At 64.7% G+C, this 14,045-nt stretch carries 10 protein-coding genes; 5 read left to right on the forward strand and 5 right to left on the reverse strand.

Translation table 11 applies throughout. From position 1 onward, the window contains the following. Window positions 1–474 precede the first annotated feature (474 nt). Window positions 475–3,057 (forward strand): ComEC/Rec2 family competence protein, encoded by a 2,583-nt coding sequence (locus tag QNN99_RS06325; RefSeq protein WP_229965787.1) that lies wholly within the window; start codon window positions 475–477, stop codon window positions 3,055–3,057. Window positions 3,058–3,370: 313 nt separating this feature from the next. On the opposite strand, the gene QNN99_RS06330 is transcribed toward QNN99_RS06325, so the two are convergent. After that, a complete protein-coding gene (locus QNN99_RS06330) occupies window positions 3,371–4,774 on the reverse strand; it encodes a hypothetical protein (RefSeq protein WP_229965590.1) in 1,404 nt (467 codons plus the stop codon). Window positions 4,775–5,557: 783 nt separating this feature from the next. On the opposite strand from QNN99_RS06330, the gene holA reads away from it, so the two are divergent. Then, window positions 5,558–6,595, forward strand: coding sequence for a DNA polymerase III subunit delta (gene holA / locus QNN99_RS06335; RefSeq protein ID WP_229965591.1), 1,038 nt, complete (start codon window positions 5,558–5,560; stop codon window positions 6,593–6,595). A 151-nt stretch (window positions 6,596–6,746) separates the two neighbouring features. Here holA and rpsT read toward each other — a convergent pair whose 3' ends face one another. Both rpsT and QNN99_RS06345 read right to left on the reverse strand, forming a co-directional pair. Beyond that, window positions 6,747–7,007, reverse strand: coding sequence for a 30S ribosomal protein S20 (gene rpsT, locus QNN99_RS06340; protein ID WP_210229171.1), 261 nt, complete (start codon window positions 7,005–7,007; stop codon window positions 6,747–6,749). A gap of 217 nt (window positions 7,008–7,224) precedes the next feature. Next, the gene (locus QNN99_RS06345; RefSeq protein WP_229965592.1) at window positions 7,225–7,854 is read right to left on the reverse strand and encodes a type II toxin-antitoxin system PemK/MazF family toxin; all 630 of its coding nucleotides are present in this window, start codon (window positions 7,852–7,854) and stop codon (window positions 7,225–7,227) included. Window positions 7,855–8,030: 176 nt separating this feature from the next. Here QNN99_RS06345 and lepA point away from each other — a divergent pair, with 176 nt between their 5' ends. After that, a complete protein-coding gene (gene lepA, locus QNN99_RS06350; protein ID WP_229965593.1) occupies window positions 8,031–9,884 on the forward strand; it encodes a translation elongation factor 4 in 1,854 nt (617 codons plus the stop codon). Further along, the gene (gene hemW, locus QNN99_RS06355; protein ID WP_229965594.1) at window positions 9,881–11,113 is read left to right on the forward strand and encodes a radical SAM family heme chaperone HemW; all 1,233 of its coding nucleotides are present in this window, start codon (window positions 9,881–9,883) and stop codon (window positions 11,111–11,113) included. The genes lepA and hemW overlap by 4 nt, the downstream gene beginning before the upstream one ends. Before the next feature lie 126 nt (window positions 11,114–11,239). Here hemW and QNN99_RS06360 read toward each other — a convergent pair whose 3' ends face one another. Further along, a complete protein-coding gene (locus tag QNN99_RS06360; RefSeq protein ID WP_229965788.1) occupies window positions 11,240–11,659 on the reverse strand; it encodes a DUF4870 domain-containing protein in 420 nt (139 codons plus the stop codon). Window positions 11,660–11,880: 221 nt separating this feature from the next. Continuing rightward, a complete protein-coding gene (locus QNN99_RS06365) occupies window positions 11,881–12,723 on the reverse strand; it encodes a DUF3097 domain-containing protein (RefSeq protein WP_229965595.1) in 843 nt (280 codons plus the stop codon). A gap of 202 nt (window positions 12,724–12,925) precedes the next feature. Between QNN99_RS06365 and hrcA the strand changes: the two genes are divergently transcribed. Continuing rightward, a complete protein-coding gene (gene hrcA / locus QNN99_RS06370; RefSeq protein WP_229965596.1) occupies window positions 12,926–13,939 on the forward strand; it encodes a heat-inducible transcriptional repressor HrcA in 1,014 nt (337 codons plus the stop codon). The last annotated feature ends 106 nt before the right edge of the window (window positions 13,940–14,045 follow it).

Below are 14,045 nucleotides of genomic sequence, written 5' to 3' on the forward strand. Positions count from 1 at the left end.
AGTTTTCCGAGGGGTGCGGGTGAGGAAGGGCCGGGTGAGTCTGGTCCGGGTGAGCCCGGACTGGTTGAGCCGGGACGTGTTGCACCGGGTCCGGTTGATCCGGGACGTGTTGCACCGGGTCCGGGTGAGCCGGGACTCGTTGAACCGGGTGAACCCGGTGAACCCGATGAACCGGGGTCCGTCCGCCGGGGCAGCCGGTGGCATCGGTACACGGCCGCTGCGGTCCAGGGGCAGCTGCCGGCAGTCACTGCGGGCTCGGCCAATACGGCAGACTTCTCCAATTCACCAGACTCCTTCACTGCCGCAGGCTCGTCCACTGCAGCAGGCTCATCCAAAACTGCAGGCTCGGCCAGGACCTCCGGGCCGTCCGGAGCCTCACGGGCCGCAGGTTCCGGCCCCGCGTCCCGGCTGTTGCACCGGCTTCGCGTACGGGCGCGGGCATCGGATGCCCCGTCCGACCTGCAGATACACCCATTGCTGGAGTTGCGTCTGGTGCCGGTGGCCGCCGCCGCCTGGATCGCGGCTGCCCTGGCAATGCGTGCCGACCAGGGTGCGTCGGCCACGGCCGCCGGCTTCGGCCTGGCCGGCACGGCCTTGATTGTGGTGGCGATGGCTTTCCTGCTGCAGAAGCGCAGGTTCGCAGTGAGGCGGGCCGGCCCCGGCCGACCTTGGCCGCTGCTGAGGACCTTGGCCCGGGCCGCTGCCGTTCCGCTGGCGGCTGCTTCTCTGGTCTCCGTCTGCGCCGGGGCGCTCCTGGCGGAACGCACCGCCGGTCCCGTCGCCGCCGCCATCGCCGACGGAGCGGCGGTCACCGGCGACTTTCGCGCCGTAACCGATGCCCGGGCCGTCGCTGCTGACCAGTTCAGCGGAGACTCCCGATTCCTGGTGGAGACCGTGCTCGAGGAAGCGACCAGCGGGGGACAGCGGTTCACATCCGCCGCAACGGTTCTGGTGATTGGCAACAGCGGCTACGGGAGCATCCATCTGGGTGACACGTTCAGCGCGGCGGGGAACCTGCAGGCGACCGCGCCGGGAGAGCGTTCCGTGGCCGTGCTGTATGCAAACGGGCAGCCTCGCGTGGAACCCGCCGGCGGCTGGTATGGGCAGACCGCCCGGATTCGAACCACTTTTGCCGCTGCTGCCGGCCAGTACTCCGGTGTCGTGGGAACGGATGCTGCGGGCCTGCTGCCGGGCATGGCCCTGGGGGACCGGAGCACCCTCGATGCGTCATTGGAAACTGCAATGAAAAACACCGGACTAACGCATATTGTTGCGGTCTCCGGGGCCAACTGCGGATTTTTACTCGCCTTCGTCTTTCTGCTGGCCCGCTCGGTGCGGTTGCCGCGGAGCGTTGCAGCAGCCGCCGGAGTGCTGGCGCTGCTCGGATTCGTCCTTGTCGTCAGGCCCGATGCCAGCGTTCTGCGGGCGGCAGTGATGGGCAGCCTGGGAACGCTTGCAGTGCTGACGGGGCGGGGAAAGCTGCCGGCAGCCTTGCTGTGCCTGTCCATCACCGTCCTGCTGGCCGTGGATCCCTGGCTGAGCGGCAGCTACGCCTTCATCCTCTCCGTACTGGCGACTGCCGGGCTGATCCTGCTGGGACCTCGCCTGACCGAGCTCCTCTCCCGGCGCCTGCCCTGGCCATTGGCTGCTGCCCTGGCCGTGCCTCTGGCCGCGCAGTTCTTTTGCTCTCCTGTCCTTGTGCTGCTGCAGCCTCAGGTTCCGGTTTTCTCGCTGCCGGCAAATGTTGCAGTTGCGCCAGTAGTACCTCTGGTGACGGTGGCCGGGATGGCAGCAGCCGTCCTTGCGGCCACTGTTCCGGCGCTGGCGGTCCCGTTCCTGCTGGCAGCCGGGGCAGGAGCAGCTTGGACCGCGTTTGTTGCCCGATCCTTCAGCACGCTGCCGGGATCACTGCTGCCCTGGCCGGCGGGTGCACCCGGAGTCCTTCTCATGGCGGCCGCGGCCGGTGCCGGCGTCTGGCTTCTCTGGCGGGCGGGGCCGGGCAGAGAGGAACGGACGGGTGGCGAGGAACGGACAGGTGGCGAGAAACGGCGGATGGGTCGGCTGCTGTCCGGGCGTCGAGCCTCGGGCCGCACCCACCGGCGGCCGGACGCGGCGTGGGAGGAGTCGGGGAGGGATGCCGCGACGGGGTGGCGGAAAACGGTACCGGCAGCAGCCCTCCTTCTGCTGCTGCCGCCCGCAGCATCGGCCGCCTGGACCTATATGCTGCCCGGACCGGCCCCTCCGGGATGGACGGCCGCAGCGTGCGACGTGGGGCAGGGCGACGGCCTGGTGGTGCGGACAGGTCCAAACCGGGCTGTGGTGATCGACGCCGGGCCCGATCCGGATGTCATGGACCGGTGCCTGGATCGGCTGGGCGTGGAAACGGTGGACCTGTTCATCCTCTCCCATGCGCATCTGGACCACTATGGAGGATCCGCTGGCGTGCTGAGGGACCGGCAGGTGCACCGCATCGCCTATTCCACCGCGGAGCAGCAACTTTCCGGACCGCTGCGGGAGGAATTGGAAGGGGCCGGTGCAGAGATGGTCCACCTCACGGAGGGCATGGCCGCCAGGATCGGCACACTCCAGTGGGAAGTACTCTGGCCTCCCGGGAACGGTGCGCAGGCCACTGAGAATGACGCCAGCGCCGTTGTTCTGATCACGGTCGGCGCGGAGGACCAGCCGGACTCGAAAACGCAACCCGGCAGGCCACAGCTCACCCTGCTGCTTACCGGAGACATCGAGCAGGAGGCCGCAGCCGCGGTGTTGTCCCGGCATGCGTGGCTTGCAGCGGACGGCGTGGATGTGCTCAAGGTCCCCCATCACGGAGCCCGGAACGGCGGTACGCAGCTGATCGAAGAACTTCGGCCGAGTCTTGCACTGATCTCGGTTGGAGCCGACAACGACTACGGACACCCCGGCCCGGCGATTCTTTCCGCCCTGGAACGGGCCGGCACCGCCGTGGCCCGCACCGATCTGCTGGGTTCGATCGTCCTTCAAACGGACGGCACAACTGTGAAGGTTAGGCGGCTCGTTCGCCGTGCACTTCGCGGATGAGAATGGTCACGGCGGCTGAAAGGTGGTTTCACTAAAACGGGGCGCTCTGCTTCCTGGTGTGGCATGGCCTCATTGATCCATGATGATGAGTCCGTTCGGGCCGAGAAGGGGTCTCCCATACGCCACTTGGGCAATGAGGCGAAGCCCAACGCCTTGCCGGGCCTCCCGATGCCAGATGAAGGAACCCGTTCTCTATCGCACCCGGCTCACAGGGCCACGGATGACTGCCCGAACGTGATGACTGCCTGAACGTCTTGCCGCGTGAAGTTCACGGGAACCTTCGGCCAATTGCTCGGTGGCTGCGGTATCGCAGCTACAAGTTTGCCCCTGTGGGAGTTGGGGAAGAGGTCTGAGGCTGGGGGCCAGAAAGTCCTAAAAGATGGCGCAAGATGGTGTTCGCATCTTTGGTTCCCGTGGCGTGGTCCATCTGTTTGCGGGTCGTGCCATTGGGCTCGACGCTTGGTGCGTCATAAGTCCAGTAGCGGGTGTGAGGAAAAAACAGAAGCTTGTAGACCTTAGCTCTCCATCCGGTCAGCGACAGCCGTATGGGGATATCCCGCACACCTGGCCCGAATTCCGGAGCAACAGGTCCACCTACGGGATCGCCAAAGACTCGGGACTGCACCGGGAAATAGAGATTCGACCAGCGGGTTGGACCGAATGGTGCTCCAGAGTGTGCAACCTGCATGGTCCTTGTCTTGCCTCTTGTTTCGTAGGATCTTCCATGGAAAGATTTTTCGTCCCCCTTTCCGATAGTCGGTGGGCATCGCGGGTATTCGCGCTCATCCTGCCGTTGCCGGAGTTTTACAGAGCGTGTGTCAAGAAGAAGGGAAGCGTGCGCGAGAGGGGAACCAAGCGTGACGAAGTCTGTAACCAGCCAGCGGACCCCTCGTTTTCGGTTTTCCTCCCTGAGTCGTGCTTGGGCTTGTTGGTACTTGTCAACCTGGGATGGGCTGGGCAATTTGCCAAGCTTCTGCGCACGCTGGTCAAATACTCCAGCTTCGGGTTGGTTTCCATAGTGGGCGGAATCAGGGTGCCGGAGTTCATCCCAAGCCAACCGAAGCAGGTCATAACCAATGACGCTTCCCAGGCTGTGACCAACCACTATAATCCGGTCATAACGTCCGTCCTCGTGAAGCTTTCCCAGCAATTTCAAGCCGTCAGAGCGTATGTTATTGCGTGCTGTGACATTACGGGGGTGGGGTGTCAGATATCGTGCCGAATCTGCGAGATAACGGGTAAGAAACCGTCCTGCGATGATCTCGATTATCACAAGGCTCAGGGCTATTCGGGTCTGCCAGGACTGTAAAGCGCCCACTGGTCCTTTTGTAATTACCTGATCGGGTAGGGATATTCCGAGGAACAGTGCAATGAGGAGCCCTGCAACTTGTATGACGCCAACGATTCCTCGCAGGGTTCGGTTCAATTTCCAAAAAGGCTTTCGGAACACAAGTGTAACGGCCCAGCGGAGGGTCTCACGGAATTTACCGTCATCCATGTGGTGCGCCCAATACAGTTCGTAACAGTCGACCATTGGTCCATTATTAGTCTTTCTAAAAGTAAATCGGCGCAATTCAAAGGAACCAGATAGTCGGTCGGGTTTATTCCAATAATCGTGTGGCCGTAAGCCCCTAATAAAGCTACGCAGCGAGTCCATGGGGCGCTGCTCACCCATCCCGTGAATCAGGATGATGGCCTCTCGCTTCTTATCTTCCATGTGCATTGGCTCCTGGGCTTATGCTTGTGTCGGCTAACCCTGGTCGCAACCACCAAGACGTCCGTCGGCTTGGAAAAACGCTGGTCTTCCACTCCTGCGAGAAGCTATGCCACTCATAGCGCCAGAAGTGCAGTGGGGCGAGCCATGTACTCCCGATGTCCAGCTCGGACGTCGCACGCGGAACGGTCTTCCGGTGGCTTCGTGGCGCGAGTCAACGTCAATGGGATCTTCCCAAAGCGAAGGTAGGATCGGCTTGAAAAGGCCAACCTGTGCTGTATCGAACATACGAACCCCCGCAGTGTCATGCTGGTGACGCTGATGCAGGAGGCTACCCGACTGCAACGGGCGGCATCCGTGGTGGAAGGCTACGCCTACAGCCATGGAATGCGACACTAATCTGGCCAGAGACTGCCGTAAAAGTGTCAATTTTGCAGACTGACGTGTCCAGCAGACCTTGTGCAAGTCTTAGTGTGTGGTCAGAGGGGAAACCGCTTCGAGTCGACTGGAGGGTGCTTCCCGCAATCGGGATCTCGGTGTCCTATCAACACCCGATGTCCGTCCTGCTGGAGCCGGCAGTTGTCGTCATCCCGGGTCGCTCAGCTTGCAATGAGTAACCAATTGGCGCTGGTGGGATTGGAGACGGAACAACGGTGTGACGCCGTTGGAAGGGTCCCGCCCGGTCTCACCGGGCATGCTCCGTAAGGCAGGCATCCGGGCGGGCAGGTAATGTTGGAGTGTTCCCCAAACGTAGTTCCGTTGTCTCATCCCAGGAGTCTGTTCGCTGTGAATCCGGTCGTCCCGTCAGCAAAGCGAAGCACCGCGAAACCTGCCGGCAAGTCGGCGGGAAAAACCGTGTCCTGGCGCGAGGTCGAACCGGCCCCGGTGGTGCTGCTCAGCGGCCCCGAGGATTATCTGGCCGGCCGGGCCATGGAACGGATCCGTGCGGCCCTGCGGCAGGACCGGCCGGACACCGAACTGGTCCGCCTCGATGCCGCAGCCTATGACGCCGGTGAACTGACCCTGCAGTCCAGCCCGTCGCTGTTCGGGGAGGCCAAACTCATTGAAGTCTCGAACCTGGCCACGATGAACGAGGATTTCCTGACCGACACCCTGGCCTACCTGTCAGATCCGGCTCCCGATGCCGTGCTTGTGATGCACCACGGCGGCGGAAACCGGGGGAAAAAGCTCCTGGACGCGGTGAAGTCGGCCGGAGCCGCCGTGGTGGAGTGCCAGCCGTTCAAAAAGGACGCGGAAAAGCTGGACTTCGTGTCGCAGGAATTCAAGGCTGCCCGCCGGCGGATCGATCCAGTGGCCTCGCGCGCTCTGGTGGCGGCAGTGGGGTCGAAGCTGGCGGACCTGGCCGCAGCCTGCCGTCAGCTGATCAACGATGCCTCCGGAGAGATCAGCGAAGAGCTCGTCGAGAAGTACTACGGCGGCCGGGTGGAAGCCACCGCCTTCAAAGTCGCCGACGCGGCGCTGGCCGGACGCGGCGGGCAGGCACTGTCCATGCTGCGCCACGCCCTGGACACCGGCGTCGATCCCGTCCCGCTGGTCGGTGCGCTGGCCATGAAGGTTCGGGCCGTGGCGAAGGTGGCGAACCTGCGCGGTTCGTCGGCCTCCATGGCCAAGGAACTGGGCATGGCTCCGTGGCAGGTGGATCAGGCCCGGCGTGATGCCCAGCACTGGTCGCAGGAATCCCTTATCAAAGCGGTCCAGGTTCTGGCCGAGGCCGACGCGCAGGTCAAGGGCGCCGGCCGGGATCCGGTCTACGCCGTCGAGCACGCGGTCACCGTCATCTCCTTGGCGGCTGCTGGGCGCTAATCCGGCCCCGGGCGCTGATCCGGCGTCCGGGACAGATTCTCCGGGACTGTTTTTCCGGGACTAGTGATCCCGGATTAAAGCTGGTTAAAGCAGTCTGGCCGGCCCCCGAAGGGACCGGCCAGACCGACAAGACTAAAGCAAAAACAACTGCTTAGAGCGCGTTGACCTTCTTGGAGATGGCCGACTTGCGGTTCGCTGCGTTGTTCTTGTGGATAACACCCTTGCTGACGGCCTTGTCCAGCTTGCGGCTGGCGTTGGCCACCGCTGCGACTGCTGCATCCTTGTCGCTGGCCTTCAGGGCAGCGTCAACGGAGCGGATTGCGGTCTTCAGCTCGGACTTCACCGAGTTGTTACGCATGCGCGCCTTCTCGTTGGTGAGGATGCGCTTCTTCTGGGACTTAATATTGGCCACTATATAAACTCTCTTTGTATTGCGGACTTGGTCGGTGAGGGAATTTCAGCCCAGACATTGACTGAGCGGCGTGGGGATACCGTAATGGCGCCTGAACTGAAGTGCCCGTCGACCTGCGCGGACACACAGCAATAAATGTTAGCAGAATTTGGGCACAACCGCCCGTTCGGGGTGGTCAGCGCACGACGGCGCGGCGGCACGTCCCGCCGCGGTGCCGTCAGTTCCGGGCAGCAAAAGCCTTTCGGACGCGTTCGAAAGCGGCGGGGGAGAGGACGGCGCCCTGGCGTCGGACGGCAGCGGGATCGAGCTGCAGCACGCGGTCCAGTTTGACCTCGCTCGGCCTGCCCTGCGCATCCCACGGCCCGGTTCCCATATCGACGTAGTCGGGATCGGAGGTGCGGCTGTTGCTGCGGTCCTTGGTGGTCATCATCAGGGCCAGCAGCCGGGACCCGGAGTGGCCGATGAGCAGCACGGGCCGGTCCTTGCCCTGCGAATAGTCATCCTCGTAGGGCACCCACGCCCAGACAACTTCCCCCGGATCGGGTGAGCCGTCCGGCGAGGGGGCGTAGACGGGCGTGACCTCCCCGCGGAAATCGCCGGGGTAAGCGCCCGTTCCGCCCGGCTTGGCGGCCGGCTGGGAGCGGCCCGCCGTCGGCGTCGTCGTCCGGCGTGCGGATTTCGACGCCGCACGGGACTGCGGTTTCTGCGGCGACGACGTCCGGCCGGCGGATTTGGGCTGTGCCTTGGGCTGGGTCCGGCTCTGCGTCGGAGAGGCGGTGCCGGAACGGGTGAGCAGGCGAAGGGCTGCGCGGGCAAGGGAAAGAAGAGAACGGTTGGAGAAGGACATCACCCCACGCTATTACCTTCTGCGGTTCCAGCACGGACAGGCAAACGTGGGAGACTGTTAATTCAGCAGTTAAAACCACCAGGAAAAACCGACGAACCGCGCCGAAGCCGGTTCCCGCACGCGGCCCCGCCGCCGCGGCCGCGTGAAGTCCTGTGAACAGTAAAGGAACCGCCACAGTGTCACCCATGGCCCGCTTCTCACCGGTGCCTGCCGCGACGGATCCGGCGATCATCAGAAACTTCTGCATCATCGCCCACATCGACCACGGCAAGTCCACCCTGGCCGACCGCATGCTCCAGTCCACCGGAGTTGTGGAGCATCGGAACATGAAGGCCCAGTACCTGGACCGGATGGATATCGAGCGTGAGCGCGGCATCACCATCAAGTCCCAGGCCGTGCGCATGCCCTGGGAAGTGGACGGCGAGTCCTACGCCCTGAACATGATCGATACCCCGGGCCACGTGGACTTCACCTACGAGGTTTCCCGCTCCCTGGCAGCGTGCGAAGGCGCCGTGCTGCTGGTGGACGCGGCCCAGGGCATCGAGGCCCAGACCCTGGCGAACCTGTACCTGGCGATGGAAAACGATCTGACGATCATTCCGGTCCTGAACAAGATCGACCTCCCGGCCGCGCAGCCCGAGAAGTACGCCGAGGAACTGGCGAAGCTGATCGGCGGCGATCCGGCTGACGTATTGAGGGTCTCCGGCAAGACCGGTGTTGGCGTCGAAGCCCTGCTGGACCAGATTGTCCGCGAGATTCCGGCACCGGTGGGCGACCCCAACGCTCCCGCCCGGGCCATGATCTTCGACTCCGTGTATGACACCTACCGCGGCGTCGTCACCTACGTCCGCGTCATCGACGGTTCGCTGTCCCCGCGCGAGCGGATCCAGATGATGTCCACCCGCGCCAGCCACGAACTGCTGGAAATCGGCGTCAGTTCCCCGGAGCCCACCCCGTCCAAGGGCCTGGGCGTCGGTGAGGTCGGCTACCTCATCACCGGCGTGAAGGATGTCCGGCTGTCCAAGGTCGGCGACACCGTCACCAACCTGGCCAAGCCGGCCGAGAAGTCCCTCGAAGGCTACGCCGATCCCAAGCCCATGGTGTTCTCCGGGCTGTACCCCATCGACGGCGCCGACTACCCGGTGCTGCGCGACGCACTGGAAAAGCTGATGCTCAACGATGCCGCGCTGGTATACGAACCCGAGACGTCCGCGGCGCTGGGCTTCGGCTTCCGGGTGGGATTCCTGGGCCTGCTGCACCTGGAAATCACCCGTGAACGGCTCGAGCGCGAGTACAACCTGGACCTGATCTCCACCGCACCCAACGTGGAGTACGAAGTGACGCTGGAGGACAAGAAGGTGGTCACGGTGACCAACCCCAGCGAGTACCCCGAAGGCAAAATCAAAGAGGTCCGCGAGCCGATGGTCTCGGCCACGATCCTGGCGCCGAACGAATTTGTCGGCGCCATCATGGAGCTGTGCCAGTCCCGCCGCGGCGTCCTGGGCGGCATGGACTACCTCTCCGAGGACCGGGTGGAAATCCGGTACCGCCTCCCGCTGGCCGAGATCGTTTTCGACTTCTTCGACATCCTGAAATCCAAGACCCGCGGCTACGCGTCGCTGGACTGGAAGGCCGACGGCGAACAGGTCGCCGACCTGGTCAAGGTGGACATCCTGCTCCAGGGCGAACAGGTGGATGCGTTCAGCTCCATCACGCACAGGGACAAGGCCTACTCCTACGGCGTCATGATGACCGGCAAGCTGCGCGAACTGATCCCGCGCCAGCAGTTCGAGGTGCCCATCCAGGCGGCCATCGGCTCCCGGATCATCGCCCGCGAATCCATCCGCGCCATCCGCAAGGACGTGCTGGCCAAGTGCTACGGCGGCGACATCAGCCGTAAGCGCAAGCTGCTGGAAAAGCAGAAGGAAGGCAAGAAGCGCATGAAGATGGTGGGCCGCGTCGAAGTTCCCCAGGAAGCCTTCGTGGCAGCGCTTTCCTCCGACGAATCCAAGGACAAATCCAAGAAGTGACACCCAGCGCACTGCCCCTCGGAGACCCGGCACCCGCCGACGGACTCCTGCCAGCACAGGCCGCGGCCGGCGCAGCCGAACGGAACTTCGGGCTTTACGTCCATATCCCGTTCTGCGCCGTCCGCTGCGGCTACTGCGACTTCAACACCTACACCGCCACCGAGCTCGGCGGCGGCGCCTCGCAGGCCGCCTACGGCGGCACCGCGGAACAGGAAGTCCGCTTTGCCGCCCGTGCGCTGAAGGCCTCGGGCTTGCCGGACCGGAAGCTCGGCACCGTCTTTTTCGGCGGCGGAACACCCACCCTGCTGCCCGCCGAGGACCTGGCCGGGATCCTGAAGACAGCCGTTGACGCCTGGGGCCTGGAACCGGGCGCCGAGGTCACCACCGAAGCCAACCCGGACTCGGTCACCCCCGCGTCCCTGCAGCTGCTCGCCGACGCCGGTTTCACCCGGGTCTCCTTCGGCATGCAGTCAGCGGTCCCGCACGTCCTGGCGGTCCTGGACCGCACGCACACGCCGTCGCGGGTTCCCCAGGCAGTGAAGTGGGCGCGCGACGCCGGCCTGAACGTGAGCGTCGACCTGATCTACGGCACGCCGGGAGAGTCCCTCGCGGACTGGGAAGTCTCCGTCAAGGAGGCGCTCAGCTACGAGCCGGACCACATCTCGGCCTACGCGCTGATCATCGAGGACGGCACCAAGCTGGCCGCGCGGATGCGGCGCGGCGAGGTGCCGCCGATCGACGACGACGACCACGCGGACAAATACCTCATGGCCGACGAAATGATGACGGCGGCCGGACTGTCCTGGTACGAGGTGAGCAACTGGGCCCGGACACCCGCTGATCAGTGCCGCCACAACCTGGCGTACTGGCGCAGCGACGACTGGTGGGGGATCGGTCCCGGCGCGCACTCCCACGCCGGCGGCGTGCGCTGGTGGAACGCGAAGCACCCCACCGCCTACGCGCAGCGGCTTGCGGCGGGGGAGTCGCCGGCGGTGGGGCGCGAAACCCTCGACGCCGACACCCGGTACGTGGAAGACGTCATGCTGCGCACCCGGCTTGCGGAGGGCCTGGAGCTGTCCCGGCTGAAGGATTCCGGCCGGCTCGCCGTCGCGGGCCTGATGGCCGACGGCCTGGTGGACCCGAGGGCTGCCCTGACCGGCCGCGTGCTGCTCACGACCAAGGGCCGCCTGCTCGCCGACGCCGTCGTCCGCCGCCTGCTGCCGGACTAGGACAGGCTGCCGGACCGGGACAAGCTGCCGGACCGGGACAAGAGGCATCCAACAAGAGAAGGACCACGGACGGCAGCGATGCCGGCCGGGGTCCTTCTTTTTGGCCTGTCTGAGGGTGAATGCCCGTTACGGGATGCGGCGCAGGTTCAGGCGGTACCGGTAAGGGCGCCCGCGGTTGACCTCGATGCCGGCCACCACCGAGGAAACGGCGATGATGACCCAGAGCAGGGCGTTAAGGATGGCGAAGACCCAGCCGATTACCGGAATGAAGGACAGCAGCCAAGCCACCAGGGCAACGATGGTGGGAGGCAGCGTGAAGTTCAGCGCTTCCTTGGACTCCTGGGCGGTGAAGGGGCCGCGGTCGCGGAAAACCAGAAAGATGACCAGGGCCGGGATGAAACCCAGGATGCCGCCGAAGTGCGCCATGGTTGCCCACTGCCGGTCCTCCGAGGCCGTCAGGGGCAGCGCATTGGCAGGCGCTCCCTGGTAGGCGGGACGAGCGCCGGAACCCCGGTCATCGGGCTGCGGGTGGTGGTTCTGACGGATGTTCGACACTGCTGTTTCCTTTGTGACTCTGGACGCCTTGGTCTTATGCCCTGGGGCCAATGCTTGGACTCGCGGTACCCGGTGAGACTGTGCAGATAAACCCGGTGAGACTGTGCAGATAAAACTGTGCAGATCGGATCGGATCGGTTTACTGCCCTGTACCTCAACTAGGTTACTGGCAACGGGTCCCGTCTCCGGTACCCGACGCGGCGCGCGGTTCGCTAGGGAACGGTCAGGAAGTCGATTACTTCCTCCACCCGCCCCAACAGCGAGGGCTCCAGATCGGCGTACGAGTTGACGCTGCCCAGCAGTTTCTTCCACCCCATCGCCACGTCCGTGTGGTCCCGGTGCGGCCAGCCCAGGCCCTTGAGGATGCCCGTCTTCCAGTCTTCGTGCCGCGGGACCACCGGCCAGGCGGCCAGGCCGATGGTCTGCGGCTTGATGGCCTGCCAGACATCAACGTACGGATGCCCCACAATCAGCACGTTTCCGCGCGCCCCGGGGACCGCCATGGCTTCGGCGGCGATGCGGGACTCCTTGGAGCCGGACACCAGGTGGTCCACCAGGATGCCCAGCCGGCGGCCGGGGCCCGGGCTGAAGTCCCGAACCGCGGCATGCAGATCATCCACTCCGTGCAGGGGCTCGACGACGATGCCTTCCACGCGGAGGTCGTCGCCCCACACCTTCTCCACCAGTTCGGCGTCGTGCTTTCCTTCCACCCAGATGCGGCTGGCCCTGGCGGTGCGCGCCCGCACATTGTCCACCCGGACGGAGCCCGACGCCGTCCGCCGGGACACGGGTGCCGCCGCCTTGACCGCCGGGATCACTTCCACCGGCTCGCCGTCGAGCAGGAAGCCGAAACCCAGTTCAAACGACTTGGTTTTTCCCCGCCGGTCCTCCAGCACCATCAGACGCAGTCCGCCGGACTTCTCCACCCGGACCACGGCTCCGACCCAGCCGCTCTGCACATCCTCGAGCACCAGACCGGCCTCTGCCCCGACCTTGGGGAGGGTTTTCCGGGCCGGAGCACTGATGTCCTGCGGTCCCCACGAAAAGTTGGACACGGGTGTTTTCCTCGCTTTGGTTGGTTCGCATGCAGCTGGCAAGTGCACGCCGCAGGCGTGCGCGGCTCGGGCCACTCAATGCTAGCAACGACCCTGATCCGTATTAGACTTAGCACTTAGGCATGGTGAGTGCTAACCGTCAGCCGCTCAACGGCCAACGCCGGTTGACCGCCGGTCCACCGTCAGCAAGGGAGGGAAAACCATGAGTGAACCACGCAGACTCGAGGTGCTCCGGGCCATTGTTGAAGACTATGTGCATTCGCGCGAGCCGGTCGGCTCCAAGGCCCTGGTGGAACGCCACCAGCTCGGGGTCTCCAGCGCAACCATCCGCAACGATATGGCTGCCCTTGAAGAAGAGGGCCTGATCGTTGCGCCTCATACTTCTGCCGGGCGCATCCCCACCGACAAGGGCTACCGCTTGTTTGTGGACAGGATCTCCGATGTAAAGCCCCTGTCCGCCGCCGAACGCAAGGCCATCTCCTCCCTGCTGGAGGGCGCCGACGACCTCGACGACGTCATGGAGCGGACGGTCCGGCTGCTGTCGCAGCTGACTAACCAGGTGGCCGTGGTGCAGTATCCGCATTTGGGCAACGCCAAGGTGCGGCACATCGAGTTTGTCCTGCTCGCACCCGCCCAGGTGCTGGTTGTCCTGATTTCGACGACCGGCCGGGTGGAGCAGCGCGTCATCACCATTCCGGACCAGGTCACGGAGCCGGACCTGCTGGATTTGCGGCAGCACTTCCTCGTCTCGCTCAGCGGCACACCGCTGACCCGGATCACCGGCCACCTGGCCGAATGCCTGGCCACGGTGCCGGCCCGCAGGCGGCGCAGTGCCGCCGCCCTGGCCCGGTGCCTGGAACAACTGGCCGGAATCAACCGCGAAGACCGCTTGGTCATGGCCGGAACAGCCAACCTCGCACGGTCCACCGTAGACTTTCCCCTGACCATTGGCCCGATCCTCGAGGCGCTGGAGGAACAAGTGGTCATGCTTCGGTTGTTGTCCGAAATGGAGCAGGACGCCCGGGGCGTTTCGGTCCGGATCGGACGGGAGAACCCGCACGGTTCGCTGTCGGAGGCATCGGTCGTGGCCACCGGCTACGGCCCGGACGCCTCGGCGAAGGTGGGGGTGCTCGGACCAACCCGCATGGATTATCCCAACACCATGGCGACGGTGCGGGCCGTGGCCCGCTACCTTTCCCGGATACTGAACAACTAGAAAACGTTAGACAATACAGCAGCAGTGCGCCGGTTCCCGGCCGTCCAAGGCGGCCGGAGCCGGCGGAAGTCTTCGCAAGAGAAGGCGAAACCGCAACACGGTTACT

This window comes from Arthrobacter sp. zg.Y820 (assembly GCF_030125555.1).
GTDB lineage: Bacteria > Actinomycetota > Actinomycetes > Actinomycetales > Micrococcaceae > Arthrobacter_B.